Here is a 17,590-nt window from a genome sequence, read left to right on the forward strand (position 1 = left end):
GGTTCAGGCTTTTTCGGTCTTCAGCCCGCGCGTCAGGAAATCCGGGACGTGGTCGCCCATGCCGACGACCGGCGCGTCGCGGTCCTCGCGGCGCTTGCGGCCATCGGACTTGCCGCCTCGGCGACCGTTCGACTTGGCGCCGTCCTTGGCTTCCTTGGCTTCCTTGGCTTCGTCACGCTCGGGCGCGTCCCGCTCCGGTTTCCGCGCTTGGGGCGCCGCCTCGACGGGAGACATGGCTGCCTCTTCGCCGTGCGGCTTGACCGGTCTGCCCTTGCGATCGTCGCGATCGCGGCCGCGGCCCTTCGCCTTGCCGTCATCCTTGCGCGCCGGTCGCTGGGCGGCCTCGCTGAGCGCGAAATCCTCTGGCGCATTGGCGCGCGGGATCGGCCGTCCGACAAGGCCCTCGATCGCGTCGATGTATTTCTTGTCCGCCGGCACGGCCAGCGTAACGGCCACGCCCTTGCGCCCCGCGCGACCCGTTCGGCCGATGCGGTGCACGTAGTCCTCGGCATGGCTGGGCGCGTCGAAGTTGAAGACGTGGCTGACCGCCGGGATGTCGAGCCCGCGCGCTGCCACGTCCGAGGCGACGAGAAATCGGATCGTGCCGTCGCGGAAGCCGTCGAGCGTGCGCGTCCGTTGGCTCTGGTCGAGATCGCCGTGAATCGGCGCCGCGTTAAAGCCATGGGATTTCATCGACTTGGCGAGAATATCGACCTCGGTCTTGCGATTGCAGAAAAGGATCGCGTTCGTGCAGGCTTCGCCCTCGGCGTTGATGACGGCGCGCAGAAGCTCTCGCTTCTGCTTGGCGCTCTGGTCCTTGCGGGTGGGCGTGATTTCGATCAGCCTCTGCTCGATCGTCTCGGACGTTGTGGCCTGGCGCGCAACCTCGATCCGGGCGGGCGTGTGCAGGAAGGTATTCGTGATGCGCTCGATCTCGGGCGCCATTGTGGCCGAGAAGAAGAGCGTCTGGCGGGTGAACGGGGTGAGCTGGAAGATCCGCTCGATATCCGGGATGAACCCCATGTCAAGCATCCGGTCGGCCTCGTCCACCACCATGATCTGCACGCCGGTCAAGAGGAGCTTGCCACGCTCGAAATGGTCGAGAAGGCGGCCGGGCGTTGCGATCAGCACGTCGACGCCGCGGTCAATGAGCTTGTCCTGCTCACCGAAGGATACGCCGCCGATCAGGAGTGCCTTGGTGAGCTTCGTGTGCTTCGCGTAGGTGTCGAAGTTCTCCGCCACCTGCGCGGCGAGTTCCCGCGTGGGCGCAAGAACCAGCGAACGCGGCATCCGCGCCCGCGCCCGGCCGCGGCCGAGCAGAGTGATCATAGGCAGGACGAAGCCCGCGGTCTTTCCAGTCCCGGTCTGGGCGATGCCCAGCACGTCGCGGCCTTCTAGCGCCGGCGGAATCGCGCCTTCCTGGATCGGGGTTGGAGTTTCATAGCCGGCTTCGGCAATGGCTTGCAGGACCTTGGGGTCCAGCTTCAGGTCATTGAATTTTGTCATCAGCGTCCATCGAATGCGGCATCGGGCCGCAAAGTTGAAGGGACGCATAGCCCGGGCGCCCCGGCGATCACCCACCGGATGTGGGTGTGCCCACGTACTGTAATTCCAGCCCAACGTCAATCAGCGCGCGAATCTCACGCCTGAACAGCGAAACCGCCCGACCTTTCCGAACGAGCGGCGTTTGGCTTGGCGCGTTTCGATTGGCATCTCAGCGGGTTGCGAGGGTCCGCCGACAGGTCCTGCTTGGACATTGGGAGTTGTGGAAATCTCCGCATAATCTGCTTAAAGATGTGTCATCGTCGGCATGCGGTCCGCAAAGATTCCGCGCAACAGTCGGCCAATTTGTGCGTGTTCGTCGACAATCGCCCTGTTTCGGTCAGATTTGCGGCTGAACGTCGGATGGCTGTTGGTGATGCCGTGCTGGGCGTCCGCAAGGGGCAGATCGACCATCGACGCCCGGCCGCGCGTGCCGACGGCAGGAAAATGACCCCGTCGGGATACCATCGGCGGGGCGCGAGAGGCAGAAAGGCTAGGCAGATGTTGCCAGTTCACGTTATCAACCTGACCCGCCGTCCGGACCGCCTGGCGGCGATTGCGGTGCAGCTCGACGACTTCGGGCTCGCCTGGCACCGGGCCGAGGCGATTGACGCGGCTGAGCGCGGCGCCGACGCGCTGGCACGCGACTTCGGGATCGGCCCGCTGACGCAGAGCTACCCGGCGACGCCCGGCGACATGGCGTGCTCGATCTCTCACCGGAAGCTCTGGCAGGAGATCGCGGGCCTGCGGAGCGAGGCGGCGATCGTTCTGGAAGACGACGCGACGCTGTCGGAAGATTTCCGGCGCATCGCATCCTGTGACCTTCCGGCCGTAATGCGGCGCCACGGAATGGGGGTGCTGAAGCTCGAATTCTGGCCTGGCCCGCAGCTCAGCCGCCGTCGCCCCGTCGGCGAGGACCTCGGGCCCATCTCGGGTGCGACGCGGCTATACAGGATGCGGTCATCCTTCCTCGGGAGCTGTGGCTATGTGATCACGACCGAGGCAGCGCGCCGGTTGCTCTCGGCATTCCGGCATTTGCAGGTACCTGTCGATCATTTTCTCTTCGGCCAGTCGGCGGGGCTCGGATTCGACGCTTTGCGCCCCGGTTTCCTGAACCCCGCGCCGGTCCTTCACGATGTCGAGCGCTACGGTTCAGACATCAAGGATCAGCGCCCATGTGATGCGGACCGCGCGCGCGGCTGGCGCCGCCGACTGCGCGACCATCGCCAGCGCCGTCGCGAGGAGGCGCTTTTGCGCCGCGGCCTCGCCGAGCGTGTCGAGATGCGCTTTGCCGGCTCGCAGCATGCGGAGGGAACAGTCGGTTGACCCCGTGCAGCGCCGGTGATCCAATTCCTCCCGCGACAGGTCAATTCAGCGGCGGAGGAAACGCGACATGATCGAAAAGCAAGGATCAGCGATCTGGAAAGGCACTCTGAAGGAGGGTGGCGGCACAATCTCGACGGAAAGCGGTGTGTTTTCGGGAGTAAACTACACGTTCGCCACTCGGTTCGAGGACAAGAAGGGCACGAACCCAGAGGAACTGATCGGCGCGGCCCATGCCGCCTGCTACTCGATGTTTCTCGCGGCGCTGATGGGCGGCGAGGATATCCGGCCCGAATCGATCGAGACGACGTCGACGATCTCGCTTGATCCGTCGACCGAAGGCGGGCCGACGGTGACAAAGGCGCATCTCGCGACGCAGGTCAAGGCGGGTGCGGACGAAGCGAAGATCCGCGAACTCGCGGAGAAAGCGAAGGCGGGCTGCCCGATTTCCAAGCTTCTGAACGCAGAGATCACGATGGACGTGACGGTGGGCTGAGATCGGCCGGCTGGCGGCCGGGCCCGGAAAGCCCGCCCGCCGGACTGGCGACCGGATCGTCATGGGTCCATTCCAACTGCCGGTAGTCGAAGCCGTCTTCGATCGTCGGTTTGACGATGCGAAAATAGGGCGAGATGTCGAAATCGCGCGGCGTGAATAGTGAGTAATGCCGGATGTGCAGGATTTCACGCGTCGCGGCCCCGCTCGCATCCGCGCGGATTTCGGGCAGGATCGGGTAGCGGACACTTTGAAACGCCTGCGCAATCAGCGTTGAACAAATCGCGCGCGTCGGATCGCCGGATCCGAGTGCCAGCATCCGCCGGCGCCAGCGGTGCGGAACCGGCGGCTCCGGCAGAAGGTAACGCAGGAGATCAAGCACGTTGCGCAGATCGTAGCTCTTGCCGAGGCTGTCGCGCATGTACGCGATAACGCGCGCGAGGTCGGGTCCGCTCAGACCCACGGGCCGGCAGATCCGGGTGTTGAGGTGGTCGTAGGTCGACAGCGGAACCGCGCGGACCCCTTCCTGCAGGTCGGCCTCGATCAGTTCGCGCCCGGCCTCTCCGCCGGCAAAGAAGGCGGCATGTGACCAGGTCGACCGGGTCAGATACTTGATCGCTGAAGAAATCCGGCGGTCACCCTCGACCAGAAGCACGTCGCCGGGCTGCAGCGCCGCGCAAAGGCTTGCATGGGGGATGACCGAGAAGGCGACATAGCGCCCGGTCTGCTTCTGCAGGTAACGTGCGAGTTGCCGTCCTATGGCGGCTTTGATCCCCGTCAGCATCGCGCCCTCCGCCAGCGTTCACCCGACGGCAGACTAGCGCGGCGCTCCGGCATGGAAAGCCGGCTGACGTGATTGTTACACCATCATTTCCTTCGTCGCGCTGAGCTTAAGCGCCGGATGGTCGCGCTCGATCCGGTCGATGTCCCATTGGAGCCGCGTTAGGTAGACGATGTCGCCGTCGTGGTCGTGCGCGATGTGGCCCTTGTTGGCGTTGACGAACTTTTCCACGTCCGCCTTCGGGCCGGTGACCCAGCGGGCCGACGTGAATTGTGACTGCTCGAACCGGACCGGCAGCGAATATTCGATCTCGATCCGGCTCGCCAGCACGTCGAATTGCAGCGGGCCGACGACGCCGACGACGAAGCCCGAGCCGATGGAGGGTTTGAATACCTTGGCGGCGCCTTCCTCGGCGAACTGCATCAGCGCTTTTTCGAGGTGCTTGGCCTTCATCGGGTCGCCCGCGCGCACGTTCTGCAATAGTTCCGGCGCGAAGGAGGGGATGCCCGTGAACTTCAGCGCCTCGCCCTCGGTCAGCGCGTCGCCGATGCGGAGCTGGCCGTGGTTCGGGATGCCGATGATGTCGCCGGCCCATGCCTCCTCGGCCAGTTCGCGGTCGGCGGCGAGGAAAAGGACGGGATTCGACACCGCCATCGGCTTCTTGGACCGGACGTGCAGCAGTTTCATGCCGCGTTCGAAATGGCCCGAGGCCAGGCGGACGAAGGCCACGCGGTCGCGGTGCTTGGGGTCCATGTTTGCCTGGACCTTGAAGACAAAGCCTGCGACTTTGCCCTCTTCGGGCGCAATCTGGCGTTCGGCGGCGGTCTGCGGCTGCGGCTCCGGCCCGAAATCGCCGATGCCGGACATCAGTTCCTTGACGCCGAAGGAGTTGATCGCCGAGCCGAACCAGATCGGCGTCAGGTGGCCTTCCAGGAACGACTTCCGGTCGAAGGCAGGCAGCAGCTCCTTCGCCATTTCTAGCTCTTCCCGGAGCTTGCTCAACTGCTCGGCGGGCACGTGCTGGGCCAGCTTGGGATCGTCCAGCCCCTCGATCTTGATCGATTCCGCCACACGGTTGCGGTCGGCGCGATCCATCAGTTCAAGCCGGTCATTGAGGATGTCGTAGCAGCCGAGAAAATCGCGGCCCATGCCGATCGGCCAGGACGCAGGCGTCACGTCGATGGCGAGGTTTTCTTGGATCTCGTCGATAATTTCGAAGGTGTCGCGCGCCTCGCGGTCCATCTTGTTGCAGAAGGTCAGGATCGGCAGGTCGCGCAGGCGGCAGACTTCAAAGAGCTTGCGGGTCTGGCTTTCCACGCCCTTCGCGCCGTCGATGACCATGATCGCCGCATCGACCGCCGTGAGCGTCCGGTAGGTATCCTCGGAGAAGTCCGAGTGGCCCGGCGTGTCGACAAGGTTGAAGCGGTAGGGGCCGAATTCGAACGACATCGCCGATGCCGAGACGGAAATGCCCCGGTCCTGTTCGAGCTTCATGAAGTCCGACCGCGTGCGACGCGCTTCGCCTTTTGCCCGGACCTGGCCGGCCATCTGTATCGCGCCGCCGAACAGCAGGAACTTCTCGGTCAGCGTGGTCTTCCCGGCGTCGGGATGCGAGATGATCGCAAAGGTCCGGCGGCGGGCGATTTCGGCGGGAAGGTCCGGGCGGTTCGACAGGTCTTTCATGGCGCGGGATATAGCCGCGCCGCACGGCCGCCGCAATGCCGCGCGCTCAATCGGGCCGCGCCAGGATCACATCGGTGGTGACGTTCCGGATGAGGCTGGTCGCGAAGCTGCCGAGCAAACGGGTCGCGAGGCCCGAGCGGGCGTGGGTTCCGACCGCGACGAGATCGGCGCCATTGGCGCGGATGGCATCCGCGAGCACGTCGAAGGCGGAGCCCTCGATGATCTCCACCTTTTCCAGAGTGCTTGGCAGCGTTTCGGACTTGCGCCAGTCTCTTTCGGCCGCCTGTGCCTCGCGCAGGAACGGTGCCTGCGTGTCGCTCGGCATGAGCCCCTTGAACGGGACATGCATCGCGTGAACAGCCCGAAGGCGTGCCTTCGGTGCGACCATCGCCGCAGCGCGCAGGGCCGCGGCGGAGGCCGGAGAGAAATCGACAGCGCCAACGACGCCGCGATAGGGGCCGCCAGCGGGATTGCGCGCGATCAGTACCGGGCAAGAGGCCTGCCGCAGCACTCTCTCCATCGTCGTGTTGCGCAATCCGTCCCCGATCGCCCGGATACGGTGGATGCCAAGCACGAGGAGGTCGGCCTGCTCTGCCTGAGCGAGCGTCGCGATGGCGAGCGAGGGATCGCCCCTCAGGACCCGGCAGCCGGGATCGCCTTTTCCGGACTTGCAGAGCGCCGCGACGATCTGGTCGAGCGCGATTTCCGCGCCTTTTTCGTAGGCGTCGGCGATATGTTTAGGCAGGTCCTCGTCGACGACTGTTGCGATGAGGAGTCGCGCACCGAGTTCGCGCGCAAGGTGGATGGCCCGGCCGACGGCACGGTCGCCGCGTTCGGACAGATCGGTCGCAACGAGAATATTCTGCATGCTATGCTCCGGTGAGAAGCGGGCGCGCAGGCCCAGAGATTCAAGCTCGATGCAAATACCCTAGCCGCGCTAGAGAACTCGTGCGTTGAGCCAGATCAAGCCTGATCGCTGCGCCGTAGAAGCGCGTCGCGCGCCGCCTTGTCCAGCAGGTCGCGTCCCGCCTCGGTGCCGAAATGCTGGTCTTGGCTCAGACCGGGAAATCGCGCCCTGACCTCTTCGGCGAGTTCCGCCGGCAGGCGGCTCACGGTCGCATCGTTGACCATCAGGCTCTCGGCGGCGATGCCCTCGGCATATATTATCTCGTGACGGTCGAAAACGAGGCTGTAGTAATCTACGAACCCACCCTCACGCCGCGTGACGGTATCTTCGTCGACAAGATGTTTGGCCTGGACGAGAAGCTCGGCCGTGCCGCCGACGCGCCGATTGCCGCGCTGGTAGATGAAGACGCGGTGGTGCGGGCTGACGACAAGATCGCTGTCATTGCCGAGCGTACCCGCGCCGATCACGATCGGGGCGAAGGCGCCGAGCGCGCGCATCGTCGCCTTGCCGATCCACCGGATCTCCTGCGGGCCGTGGTCGCGGGTCAGCACCCGGTCACCGGGTTCCAGCATTTCGATCGTGCGCTGCGCGCCGCCCGGAAGCGTGATCATCGTGCCAGCCGCGAACGAGACGCAGACCACGTCGGCGATGCGAATCTCGCCGATATCCGCCCGAGCGTCGATCAGCGTGTAGTCGATCCGCGGTGCGAGCGGCGAGAGCGGCAGCGCGAGACCCGCGCCCGAAGGTCCGTGGCGTGCATAGAGAAGCTCCACCCGGTCGCCATCCGGCGCCATCAGCGTCAGGACGGACAGAAGCTCGATCACCTCACCCGGGACGCCGATCTCGGAACCCTCCGCGATGTGCTGGCTCTGCGGATCGCCGGGCGTCGCGACCAGCATCAGCCTGCGCGCACGGGCGTCGGGATCGAGGCGGTAGACATCGCCAGGTTCGCATTCCTCGGCCGCGCCGATCGGATCGCGCAGGTTGGCGCCGGCCGTCACCCGGATCGCCGCGGCTTCATAGCCGTGGACTGCCTGGGCGGGTGGTGACAGGGTGCGTTCTTGCATCTCGGTGGCCTGTGCAGACGTGCCGGCGCGTCGCCGGTCATGCCGGGGCTTATCAAAGCCGCCACTGGCGCGTCAACGCGGCCTGGTCTCTGGTCACGGCAGGAGATTTCTCTATCCTCGCCACGAACATTGGGAGGCATCGCGATGGATTTGGGAATTCGGGGCAGGAAGGCGCTGGTCTGCGCGTCATCCAAGGGGCTCGGCCGTGGCTGCGCCGAGGCGCTGGCGGCGGCGGGTGTTGATCTCGTCATGAACGCGCGCGGCGCGGAGGCGCTGGCGGAAACGGCGGAGGCGATCCGCAGCATGCACGGCGTATCGGTGACCGAGGTGGCCGCCGACGTGACGAGCGAGGAAGGCCGGGCCAAGCTGCTGAAGGTAGCGTCGGGCGCCGACATTCTCGTGACCAATGCGGGCGGGCCGCCGCCCGGCATGTGGACCGACTGGGACCGCGCGGACTTCATCCGCGCCCTCGACGCCAACATGCTTACGCCGATCGCGCTCATGAAGGCGCTCTTGCCAGGGATGATGGAAAAGGGCTGGGGAAGGGTGGTCAATATCACCTCGCAGTCGGTGAAATCGCCGATCGCTGTTCTCGGGCTGTCGAATGCGGCGCGCGCCGGCCTCACCGGCTATGTCGCGGGCACAGCGCGGCAGGTTGCCCCGTCGGGGGTCACGATCAACAACCTCTTGCCCGGCATCCATGCCACCGACCGCGCGAGTTCGCTTGACGGCAGAGCGGCCGAATCCGAGGGCATCACGATCGAGGAGGCGCGCGCGCGCCGCGCCGCGACGATCCCAGTCCGGCGCTACGGCACGGCCGGCGAATTCGGCGCGACCTGTGCCTTCCTTTGTTCGGTCCATGCCGGTTTCATCGTCGGCCAGAACATCCTTCTCGACGGCGGGGCGATGAACTCGACGCTTTGACCCAGCACGCTCTTTTTCATTGCCCAAGTACCCTCGGCTGGTCTGCCGAGGCGGATTTGTGGCCGCAACCGGCATGCTTGCGGGCCGCCTCATGGGCTGCTATCGGGGCAGAAACCCGACGAATTCTATCGGGCAAGAGGATGGCCGTGACGACACCGCCTAGACTGGAGGTTCGCGACCTCGTCCGCCGCTTTGACGGACGGACGGTGGTCGACGGCGTATCGCTGTCGATCGAATCTGGGCAGGTGACTTGCCTGCTCGGGCCTTCGGGCTGCGGTAAGTCCACGACGCTGAGGATGATCGCGGGCGTCGACATGCAGGACGAAGGCACGATCCATGTCGACGGCCGGCTCGTCTGCGACACGGTGTTCCGGGTGCCGCCGGAACGGCGCTCAATCGGTCTCATGTTCCAGGACTTCGCGCTTTTCCCGCATCTCAGCGTCGCCGAGAATATCGCCTTCGGATTGCCGCGTGGGTCCGCGGCTCGGGATCGACGGGTGGACGAACTTCTCGAGCGTGTCTCGCTCGCGGGCTTCGCGCCGAAGTATCCCCACGAGCTTTCGGGCGGCGAGCAGCAGCGCGTGGCGCTCGTGCGCGCGCTCGCGCCCAATCCGCGCATCCTTCTGATGGACGAGCCGTTCTCGGGCCTCGACGAACGGCTGCGCGACGACATCCGCGACGACACGCTGGCGCTTCTGAAAGAAGAGGGCACAGCGGTCCTTCTCGTCACGCATGAGCCGCATGAGGCGATGCGCATGGCCGACGAGATCGCGCTGATGCGGGCGGGCCGGATCGTCCAGAGCGGCGCACCCTACAACATCTACAACGCCCCCGTCGACCGGGCGGCGGCGGCCTTCTTCTCCGACATCAACATCCTGCGCGGTACCGTTCGGGGTGCGCTGACCGAGACGCCGTTCGGCGAGTTTCTCGCCCCTGGCGTGGCTGACGGGACCGAGGTCGAGATCGTCATCCGCCCGCAGCATCTGAAGATCGATTTCGACCGCGCCGGGCGCGGCCCGAACCCGACGCCCGAGGATGGCACCGCGGCGCGCGCGAAGGTCGAGCGCGCCCGGTTCATGGGGCGCGAGAGCCTCGTGGAGTTCCGTATGGAAGCAGGGGGAGAGATGCTGAAGGCGACCGTTCCCGGGGTTTTCCTGCCCGGTTCGGGCACGCCGATGTGGCTGATGATCCGGCGCGACCGCTGCTTCGTCTTTCCGCGTACAGGCTGAGCGTCAGCGCCGCGTTACGCGGGCGAGGTAGTCCTCCACCGTCTTGCCGTGTTCGGGCAGGAACGCGCCGCCGTCATGCTCGATCGATGTCACAAGATCGACACGGAACACATTGAAATCAGATAACGAATCAGACCACGCTGTCAGGGTCCATGCGCGCCCCCAGTAGTCTAGGTGAAGCGGCCGGATACGCCCGGCCGCTCGGCCCGCATAAGTCAGGGTCAAGGTCAGGTGGTCGCGGATCGCTCGGCGGATGAGGCCGAGGTGGGGCGCACCGCGCGCAGCCTCCTCGCTCGCGAAGACGAAGCTGTCGGCACCGGGGTCTTGTGCGCGGGCGGGCGCAACGGCCGATATCTTGGCCCTGAGCGACGCCGCCGCGCGGGCGATCGTGGGGTCGGCCGCGCCTGCCACGAGCGCCACGCCGAGCCGCAGCGCCTCGAACTCGTCGCGGGTGAGCGCCATCGGCGGTAGCACCGTCGGATCGCGCAGCTGATAGCCGATCCCGCGCGCGCCCTCAATCGGCAGCCCGCTGTCGCCGAGGGCGGCCATGTCGCGCCAGATGGTGCGCGTGGACACGCCCGTCCGCCGCGCGAGATCGGCGGCGCGGTGCAATTTGCCGTCGCGCAGGATCTGGACGAGATCGAAAAGGCGGTCCTTGCGTCGCATTGGATCCGAAGTCGTTTGGTGAGGCGCAACTGACAATATACTGTCAGTTGATCCGGCCCGGCAAGGCGGCTGGGCGGCTTGAGCGCGGCGAAAGGTCTTTGCCGGGTCCCTGCGGCATCCTAAATCGGTAAGGTGACAGACGGGCGCGCATTGGATCGCGCCCGAGGGGAGACGATCATGTTCAACAATATCGGCATACCGGGCCTTCTGCTCATCGCCGTCGTGGTTCTGGTGCTCTTTGGGCGCGGCAAGGTGTCGTCGCTCATGGGCGAGGTCGGCAAGGGCATCACCGCCTTCAAGAAGGGCGTGAAGGACGGCTCGGACGAGATCGAGAAGGCCTCGGCCGAGGATGCCCGCGACGTGACGCCGGAAACCGAGAAGGACAAGGCCTGAGCCTTGATCCACTCCTGATGGGGCGCGCGCGCGCACATGTTTGACATCGGCTGGAGCGAGCTTTTGCTCATCGGCATCGTGGCCCTGATCGTCGTTGGCCCGAAGGATCTGCCCGGCATGTTCCGCACGCTGGGCCGGTTCACCGCCAAGGCGCGGGCGATGGGGCGCGAGTTCCAGCGCGCCATGGACGACGCGGCGCGCGAGACGGGTGTGAAGGAGACGGCGGACGACCTGCGCGCGATGACGTCGAAGAAGAATCTCGGCCTCGACGCGCTGGAACAGGCGGCGACGAAGTTCGAGAAGTGGGAGCCCGCCAAGCCCTCTACCACTCCGAAAGGGCCGGCCACGCAGGCGCTCGCCGACAAGAAGGCGGCAGAGGCCGCGGCGCGGAAGGCGGCCGCGAAACCGGTCGAGCCCGAGGCGCCCGTCACACGGGCGGCAACGGCGAACGCCAGAACCTCCGCGAAGCCCAAGGCGCCGGCAAAACCCAAAGTCGCAGCAAAGCCCAAGGCCGCGGCCAAGCCGAAATCGGCGGCGAAGCCCAAGGCAGCAGCCGCGCGCAAGCCCAAGGCCAAGAAGGGCGAGGCATGATGCGCGACGATATCGACGACACGACAGCGCCGCTAATCGAGCATCTGGCCGAGCTTCGAACCCGGCTGATCTGGTCGCTTCTCGCGTTCATCGTCGCGATGGTGGCCTGCTTTTCCGTCGGCGGCGCGGTCCTCGACTTCCTGCTCGTGCCGATCGAGAACACGATGCGGAACCTCGGCAACGAAAACCCGGTGATGCAGTACACCGCGCCGCAGGAATACTTCTTCACGCTGATCCGTATCTCGATGGTGGGCGGGCTTATGCTTTCCTTCCCGGTCATCGCGTTCCAGATGTGGCGCTTCGTGGCGCCCGGCCTCTATCGCAGCGAAAAATCCGCCTTCCTGCCGTTCCTCATAGCCTCGCCGGCACTATTCCTTCTTGGCGCCGCTTTTGCGCACTACGTGGTGGTGCCGCTGGCGATGCGGTTCTTCCTCGGCTTCGCGGACCTGCCGTCCTATTTCGCGGCAGTCTTCTCTGGCGAGGGGCCGGAGGTGCCAACGGTTGATCAGGGCATCGACATTGTTTTCAACGGCAAGGTCAACGAGACGCTGGAGATCACGCTGAAGATGATCGTGGCCTTCGGGCTCTGCTTCCAGCTTCCGGTGCTTCTGACGTTGATGGGAAAGGCCGGGCTCGCGAGTTCGCGGGGCCTCAGGAACGTGCGCAAATATGCGGTGGTGGGCATTCTCGTGGTGGCGGCGCTTGTCACGCCGCCGGACGTGACGACGCAGGTGCTGCTGTTCGTGGTCGTCTACGGGCTCTACGAGATCTCGATCTGGCTTGTCTCCTGGGTCGAGAAGAAGAAGGACGAAGAGGCGCGCGCCGAGGGAATCATCGGCGAGGATGAAAGCCTCTTTGACGAATTCGACGACGACACCGACGAGGATGCGAAGGCATGAGCGAGGCGATCCTGAAACGGATCGCCGAGGCGTTGGAACGTCTGGCCCCTGCGCCCGAACGGGCCCCGGATTTCGACGCGGCAGAAGCCTTCGTCTGGCATGTCGCGCCCGACCGGCTGGTCCCGGTGCCCGACGTGGCGCGCGTCGACCTGCCGCTGCTGGTGGGCATCGACCGCGCGCGCGACACGCTTCTGGCGAATACGCTGCAATTCGCGCGCGGCCTGCCCGCCAACAATGCGCTTCTCTGGGGCGCCCGCGGCATGGGGAAATCCTCGCTCGTCAAGGCGGTTCATGCCGAAGCGCTGCGGCTTGGCCATGTGCTGAGGATCGTCGAGTTGAGCCGCGAAGACCTGCCTTCGGTCGGCCGGCTCCTCACGCATCTGCGCGCGGCGACGGAACACCGGTTCCTGCTCTTTTGCGACGACCTGTCGTTCAGCCATGACGACCAGCACTACAAGAGCCTGAAAGCCGTGCTTGATGGCGGGGTCGAGGGACGGCCCGCGAATGTCGTCTTCTACGCGACTTCAAACCGGCGCCACCTGATGCCGCGCGACATGATCGAGAACGAGCGCTCGACAGCAATCAGCCCGTCGGAGGCGACCGAGGAGAAAGTTTCTCTGTCGGACAGGTTCGGGCTCTGGCTCGGATTCCATCCGTGCAGCCAGGACGAATATCTCGCGATGATCCGGGGCTACTGCGATGCCTACGGCGTCGCGATGGGCGACGCGGAACTTCGGACCGAGGCGATCGAATGGCAGGCCACGCGCGGGGCGCGGTCTGGCCGCGTGGCCTGGCAGTACTTCACCGATCTCGCGGGGCGGAAGGGCGTGACGCTCTGACGTCCATTTCTGGCGCGCCCGCCCACGTCCTGCGGGCCGGGATGGCACTCTTCACTTTACGTCCCAAAATACTCCGGGGCGAGGGGGCGGCGCCCCCTATTGCAGGTAGGGCATCGGGTCGACGCTGTCGAAGCCCTGGCGCACCTCGAAATGCAGGAAGGCCGGGTCGCCATTTCGAACCTTCGCAATGGACTGCCCGCGCTTGACCTTGGCCCCCTTCGCGACTGCGATGTCGTCAATATTCGCGTAGACCGTCAGGAGGTTGCCGTCATGGCGGACGACCAGGATTGGCACCTGGTCAGTGTCCTTCGTGATCGCGGCCACGGTGCCGTCGCCCGCCGCGGCCACGGCGGTTCCGGCGCCGGCGGCGATGTCGATGCCTTCATTCTTCTTCTTCTGGTAGGTGCGGATGATCTTGCCCTGAACCGGCATCCCGAGCCGCGACTTGGGCGTCGCGGCCGTCGTCTGCGCGCCGAGATCGGGTGCCGGCGGCGTCTTGACGGGCTCGGCCGCCGCGGCCGTCTTCTCGTCCGGCAGGGGCCTGGCGGCTGAAGGCGGCGTCGGCGTGGGCGAGCCCTGGCCGGGCGCGGTCACGACATCGGTCGCGCCGGTCCCGGTCGCGGCGACGGGAATGAGGAGCATCTGGCCTTCACGCACGGCCAGATCGGAGCCGAGACCGTTCCAGTCGGCGAGCGCGCGGACGTTGACGTTGTAGAGGCGGGCTACGGAATAGGCCGTCTCGCCACGCATCACGCGGTGGCGGATGGGCTCGGTCGAGCCGATTGTCGAGGCGCCGGCCGCAACGCCGGTGCCGGATGTGCCGCCGGGTGCGGGCGACGCCCGATCAATCGCGCCCGAGGCGATGGTGGTGACGTCGATGCCAGCGCCCACAGGGCGCGCACCCGTCGCGAGCGAGGGTTCGGCGACGCGGCGCGGCAGCGCCAGGACCTCGCCGTCGCGCAGAAGGGTGCCCGGAGCGATCGCGTTGTGGCTCGCGAGTTCTCCGACCGGCACGCCGATCCGGGCGGCGACGCTGTCGACCGTGTCGCCCCGCCGGGCCACGGCGACCTGATAGCCGGGATAGGCGATGATGCCGCGCGCATCCGGAGCGGGACGCGCCTGCACGGCTTGTTCCGCCGCAGCGGTGGTGTCGAGTCCGCCGCCCTGGCCGAAGCTGCGCAGGTCGAGGTCGAAATTGCCGCTCGGCTCGCAGGCGGCGAGCGCCAAAAGGCTGGTACCCACGAGCGCGGCGCGCAGGCGGATGGTCTTCGTGCGGGAAGGGGTCATGCTCGTATCCTCGTCTCGCTCGCCCTGTTGGCCGGGCTTCATGTTATCTCACGGGGCCTATTCCTGGCCCAGGCCTTCGACCAACGGCACGAAGCGCACCGGCCGAAGCTCGTCGTACTCGTATCCCGTGGGGCTGCGCGTCACCTTGATCAGGCTCTGAACCGTGTCCGACTGCCCCACCGGCAACACCATGATACCGCCTTCGCGCAACTGAGCCAAGAGCGGCCCGGGGGCATCCTCCGCGGCGGCCGTTACGAGGATGCGGTCGAACGGCGCCTGATCGGGCAGGCCGTGGCTGCCGTCGGCGGCGATCGCCGTTATGTTGGTAAGGCCGAGGCGCTGGAACACCGCCTCGGCCTCGCGCACGAGGCGGCGGTGGCGGTCGACGGTATAGACCCGGCGCGCGAGCTGGCTGAGGATCGCCGCCTGGTAGCCCGAGCCGGTGCCGATCTCCAGCACCTTGTCGCGCGGGCTTACGTCGAGCGCCTGGGTCATGAGCGCCACGACCGAGGGTTGGCTGATCGTCTGGCCGCAGGCGATGGGCAGCGGCATGTCCTCGTAGGCGCGCTCGGCGAAGAGACCCTTCACGAAGTCGCCGCGGTCGATCTTCTCCATCGCGGTCAGGACACGGGCATCGGTGACGCCTTTCGAGCGGAGCGAATAGAGGAAGCGCATCTTCCGCTCGGCGAGATCGGTCATGCGAGCCGCACCTCAAGATCAGAGAGCGCGTCATGTGCTGTGAGATCCGCGCGCATCGGCGTGACCGAGATGAATCCGTCGAGATTGGCCGCCACATCGGTGCCGGGCGCGGTCGGCAGATGCTGCGGGCCGCCGGTGATCCAGAGGAACTTCTTGCCGGAGGGCGAGACATGCGGCTCGACGCCGAAGAAGGTGTCGGTGCGATAGCCCTGCGAGGCGACCTTCATGCCCTTCACGACACTGCCCGCGATGGGCGGGAAGTTGACGTTGTAGAAAAGCCGGTAGTCGCCCCGGTCCCAGATCCCCTTGTCGAGGAGCGTGCGCACCACGGCGACGCCGTGGTCGCGGGCGGCCTCGAACGGGGTTTCGAGATCCTCGGTGAGGGGCCCCATGAACTGGCTGAGCGCGATCGCGGGCAGACCCTGGAGCGCCGCCTCCATCGCGCCGCCGACCGTGCCGGAATAGAGCACGTTCTCGGCCGCGTTGTTGCCGCGGTTGACGCCCGACAGGACCAGATCGGGACGCTCGCCCTGCAGGACGTCGTAGAGCCCGGCGAGGACGCAGTCGGCCGGGCTGCCCTCGGCAGCGTAGCGGCGCGGCCCGAGCTTCAGGATCATCATCGGGTGGGTGTAGCTGATGCAGTGCGCGACGCCCGATTGCTCAAAGGCGGGGGCGACGGTCCAGACTTCGCCCGAGGGTCCCGCGATCTCTTCGGCGATGGCGGTCAGGATCTCGAGCCCCGGCGCGTTGATGCCGTCGTCGTTGGTGATGAGGATGCGCATGCCCGACCTGTGGTTCTTTGCCCCTGATTAGACGAGCGGCGCGGGGGCGTAAAGCGCTGGGTGACCGGGGGAAGGCGTGCGGCGCCGGGGCGAGGTGTTTGGGCCAGCATGAACGCTCAGAGCGCCGCGAGCAGACGCGCGGCCTCGTCATGGATGTCGGCCAGGGCTGTCCGGTCTTCGCCGGGGAAGAACCGGGCGCGCGTGGCCGTGGCCATCGGACGCGGCGTCTCAACAAGGACACGCGGGCCGATCTTCGCGCTCTCGGCTTGCCAGCTCTTCGCGAGCGCGATCTGCGCGGCTTTGGTCGCCCCGTAGGAGCCGAAGAACTTCTCGCCCCCCCTCGGGTCGTCGAGGAACATTGCGCTGCCCTGGCCTGCGCGCAGGAGCGGCTCGAGCATCGGGATCAGCGAGGCCGGGGCGCGGAGATTGCAGGCAAGAGACTTGTCGAAGTCCTTCGGGTCGATATGGCCGGCGGGCGAGAGTGGCGCGGCGTGGATCGCGGCATGCACCCAGAGGCCAAGCGCACCCCAGCGCTCGGCGATGGAGCGCGCGAGATGCGCCATCGCCTTGTCGTCGGTGACGTCGAGTGGCGCGAGCGTGGCCGCCCCGCCCGCCGCCTTTATGCGGTCGTCGAGTTCCTCGAGCCCACCGGTTGTGCGGGCCACGGCGATGACATGCCAGCCGCGTGCGCCCAGTTCGGAGGCAATTGCGAAGCCGAGGCCGCGCGAGGCGCCGGTGACGAGGGCCGGTTTGGCTTTTGTCTGGTCGGTCATGGCGCCCCTTTTGCATCCGGCACTCCGGTTTACAACAGAATAGATTGACTTGCCGCCGCGCCGCAGCGAAATTGCCGGGAAAATCTGACAGAGGAAGGATTCCGCAGATGACGCTCTCGAAGGCCCTCGTGCCCTCCCAGTCGCTCCCGGCCCGTGCGCTCATGGTGCTGGGCGGATCGCTCTTCATCGCGCTGGCCGCGCAGGTTTCCGTTCCTATGATCCCGGTGCCGATGACGCTCCAGACACTGGCGATCCTGATCGTGGGGCTGACCTACGGCGCGCGGATGGGCGCGCTGACGCTCGTGGCCTACCTCGCCGAGGGCGCAATGGGGCTTCCGGTCTTCGCCAACGGCATGAACGGCGCGGCCTTCGCCGGTCCGACTGCGGGCTTTCTGATCGGTTTCGTCGGCATGGCCTTCCTCGCCGGTCTCGCCTCTGATCTGGGCGTGAAGCGGTTCGTGCCGACGGCGCTGGTAGCCATCGCGATCTCCGCCCTGCTCTACGTCCCCGGCGTCGCCTGGGCGATGCTGGCGGACGCAGCCCTTGGCCTCGACGCGACGAAGTGGGGCGCCGACAGCTTCTCGATGATTTGGACCTACTACATCGCGCCGTTCCTGATCGGCGACACGGTGAAGGCGGTGATAGCGGCACTTGTCGTCACTGGTGCCTGGGCGGCGTTGAAGGGCCGCCGGGCCTGATCGCCGATCCAAGT

General features: G+C 66.4%; 19 protein-coding genes. 9 read left to right on the forward strand and 10 right to left on the reverse strand.

What is annotated here, in order from left to right; genetic code table 11:
* Positions 1 to 3 precede the first annotated feature (3 nt).
* Complete coding sequence (locus tag DEA8626_RS04260; RefSeq protein ID WP_108851805.1) at positions 4 to 1,506, reverse strand: DEAD/DEAH box helicase; 1,503 nt, start codon at positions 1,504 to 1,506, stop codon at positions 4 to 6.
* A gap of 537 nt (positions 1,507 to 2,043) precedes the next feature.
* Between DEA8626_RS04260 and DEA8626_RS04265 the strand changes: the two genes are divergently transcribed.
* Together DEA8626_RS04265 and DEA8626_RS04270 are read left to right on the forward strand one after the other, a co-directional pair.
* Positions 2,044 to 2,868 (forward strand): glycosyltransferase family 25 protein, encoded by an 825-nt coding sequence (locus DEA8626_RS04265; protein ID WP_181366356.1) that lies wholly within the window; start codon positions 2,044 to 2,046, stop codon positions 2,866 to 2,868.
* Between the two features lie 67 nt (positions 2,869 to 2,935).
* The gene (locus tag DEA8626_RS04270; protein WP_108851807.1) at positions 2,936 to 3,361 is read left to right on the forward strand and encodes an OsmC family peroxiredoxin; all 426 of its coding nucleotides are present in this window, start codon (positions 2,936 to 2,938) and stop codon (positions 3,359 to 3,361) included.
* Here the strand turns inward: DEA8626_RS04270 and DEA8626_RS04275 are convergent.
* The 4 genes from DEA8626_RS04275 to DEA8626_RS04290 all read right to left on the reverse strand — a co-directional run bounded on the left by DEA8626_RS04275 (position 3,336) and on the right by DEA8626_RS04290 (position 7,796).
* The gene (locus tag DEA8626_RS04275) at positions 3,336 to 4,142 is read right to left on the reverse strand and encodes a YiiX/YebB-like N1pC/P60 family cysteine hydrolase (protein WP_108851808.1); all 807 of its coding nucleotides are present in this window, start codon (positions 4,140 to 4,142) and stop codon (positions 3,336 to 3,338) included. The genes DEA8626_RS04270 and DEA8626_RS04275 overlap by 26 nt on opposite strands.
* Before the next feature lie 75 nt (positions 4,143 to 4,217).
* Positions 4,218 to 5,822 carry a peptide chain release factor 3 gene (locus DEA8626_RS04280; RefSeq protein WP_108851809.1) on the reverse strand — a complete coding sequence of 535 codons (1,605 nt, stop codon included), beginning with the start codon at positions 5,820 to 5,822 and terminating at the stop codon, positions 4,218 to 4,220.
* 46 nt (positions 5,823 to 5,868) lie between these two features.
* On the reverse strand, positions 5,869 to 6,690 hold the full coding sequence (locus DEA8626_RS04285) for a universal stress protein (RefSeq protein WP_108851810.1): 822 nt from the start codon (positions 6,688 to 6,690) through the stop codon (positions 5,869 to 5,871).
* Between the two features lie 95 nt (positions 6,691 to 6,785).
* Complete coding sequence (locus DEA8626_RS04290; RefSeq protein ID WP_108851811.1) at positions 6,786 to 7,796, reverse strand: Hint domain-containing protein; 1,011 nt, start codon at positions 7,794 to 7,796, stop codon at positions 6,786 to 6,788.
* Between the two features lie 144 nt (positions 7,797 to 7,940).
* On the opposite strand from DEA8626_RS04290, the gene DEA8626_RS04295 reads away from it, so the two are divergent.
* Both DEA8626_RS04295 and DEA8626_RS04300 read left to right on the forward strand, forming a co-directional pair.
* Positions 7,941 to 8,720, forward strand: a complete 780-nt coding sequence (locus DEA8626_RS04295) for an SDR family oxidoreductase (protein WP_108851812.1) — start codon at positions 7,941 to 7,943, stop codon at positions 8,718 to 8,720.
* A 140-nt stretch (positions 8,721 to 8,860) separates the two neighbouring features.
* On the forward strand, positions 8,861 to 9,949 hold the full coding sequence (locus tag DEA8626_RS04300) for an ABC transporter ATP-binding protein (protein WP_108851813.1): 1,089 nt from the start codon (positions 8,861 to 8,863) through the stop codon (positions 9,947 to 9,949).
* A 3-nt stretch (positions 9,950 to 9,952) separates the two neighbouring features.
* On the opposite strand, the gene DEA8626_RS04305 is transcribed toward DEA8626_RS04300, so the two are convergent.
* Positions 9,953 to 10,615 carry a helix-turn-helix transcriptional regulator gene (locus tag DEA8626_RS04305; RefSeq protein ID WP_108851814.1) on the reverse strand — a complete coding sequence of 221 codons (663 nt, stop codon included), beginning with the start codon at positions 10,613 to 10,615 and terminating at the stop codon, positions 9,953 to 9,955.
* 177 nt (positions 10,616 to 10,792) lie between these two features.
* Between DEA8626_RS04305 and tatA the strand changes: the two genes are divergently transcribed.
* The 4 genes from tatA to DEA8626_RS04325 are packed head-to-tail and all read left to right on the forward strand — an operon-like array spanning position 10,793 to position 13,337.
* A complete protein-coding gene (gene tatA / locus DEA8626_RS04310; RefSeq protein ID WP_108851815.1) occupies positions 10,793 to 11,008 on the forward strand; it encodes a twin-arginine translocase TatA/TatE family subunit in 216 nt (71 codons plus the stop codon).
* 36 nt (positions 11,009 to 11,044) lie between these two features.
* Positions 11,045 to 11,599, forward strand: coding sequence for a Sec-independent protein translocase protein TatB (gene tatB, locus DEA8626_RS04315; protein WP_108851816.1), 555 nt, complete (start codon positions 11,045 to 11,047; stop codon positions 11,597 to 11,599).
* Positions 11,596 to 12,498, forward strand: coding sequence for a twin-arginine translocase subunit TatC (gene tatC / locus DEA8626_RS04320; protein ID WP_108851817.1), 903 nt, complete (start codon positions 11,596 to 11,598; stop codon positions 12,496 to 12,498). The genes tatB and tatC overlap by 4 nt, the downstream gene beginning before the upstream one ends.
* Positions 12,495 to 13,337, forward strand: coding sequence for an ATP-binding protein (locus DEA8626_RS04325; RefSeq protein ID WP_108851818.1), 843 nt, complete (start codon positions 12,495 to 12,497; stop codon positions 13,335 to 13,337). Before tatC ends, DEA8626_RS04325 begins: the two co-directional genes overlap by 4 nt.
* A 96-nt stretch (positions 13,338 to 13,433) precedes the next feature.
* On the opposite strand, the gene DEA8626_RS04330 is transcribed toward DEA8626_RS04325, so the two are convergent.
* The 4 genes from DEA8626_RS04330 to DEA8626_RS04345 all read right to left on the reverse strand — a co-directional run bounded on the left by DEA8626_RS04330 (position 13,434) and on the right by DEA8626_RS04345 (position 16,878).
* Positions 13,434 to 14,624, reverse strand: coding sequence for a peptidoglycan DD-metalloendopeptidase family protein (locus DEA8626_RS04330; RefSeq protein ID WP_108853310.1), 1,191 nt, complete (start codon positions 14,622 to 14,624; stop codon positions 13,434 to 13,436).
* Positions 14,625 to 14,681: 57 nt separating this feature from the next.
* The gene (locus DEA8626_RS04335) at positions 14,682 to 15,323 is read right to left on the reverse strand and encodes a protein-L-isoaspartate(D-aspartate) O-methyltransferase (protein WP_108851819.1); all 642 of its coding nucleotides are present in this window, start codon (positions 15,321 to 15,323) and stop codon (positions 14,682 to 14,684) included.
* Positions 15,320 to 16,105, reverse strand: coding sequence for a 5'/3'-nucleotidase SurE (gene surE / locus DEA8626_RS04340; RefSeq protein ID WP_108851820.1), 786 nt, complete (start codon positions 16,103 to 16,105; stop codon positions 15,320 to 15,322). The genes DEA8626_RS04335 and surE overlap by 4 nt, the downstream gene beginning before the upstream one ends.
* A 116-nt stretch (positions 16,106 to 16,221) precedes the next feature.
* Positions 16,222 to 16,878, reverse strand: a complete 657-nt coding sequence (locus tag DEA8626_RS04345) for an SDR family NAD(P)-dependent oxidoreductase (protein ID WP_108851821.1) — start codon at positions 16,876 to 16,878, stop codon at positions 16,222 to 16,224.
* A 107-nt stretch (positions 16,879 to 16,985) separates the two neighbouring features.
* On the opposite strand from DEA8626_RS04345, the gene DEA8626_RS04350 reads away from it, so the two are divergent.
* Entirely contained in the window at positions 16,986 to 17,576 is a 591-nt protein-coding gene (locus tag DEA8626_RS04350; RefSeq protein WP_108851822.1) for a biotin transporter BioY, read from the forward strand.
* The last annotated feature ends 14 nt before the right edge of the window (positions 17,577 to 17,590 follow it).

It is taken from the genome of Defluviimonas aquaemixtae (assembly GCF_900302475.1).
Classification (GTDB): Bacteria; Pseudomonadota; Alphaproteobacteria; order Rhodobacterales; family Rhodobacteraceae; genus Albidovulum; species Albidovulum aquaemixtae.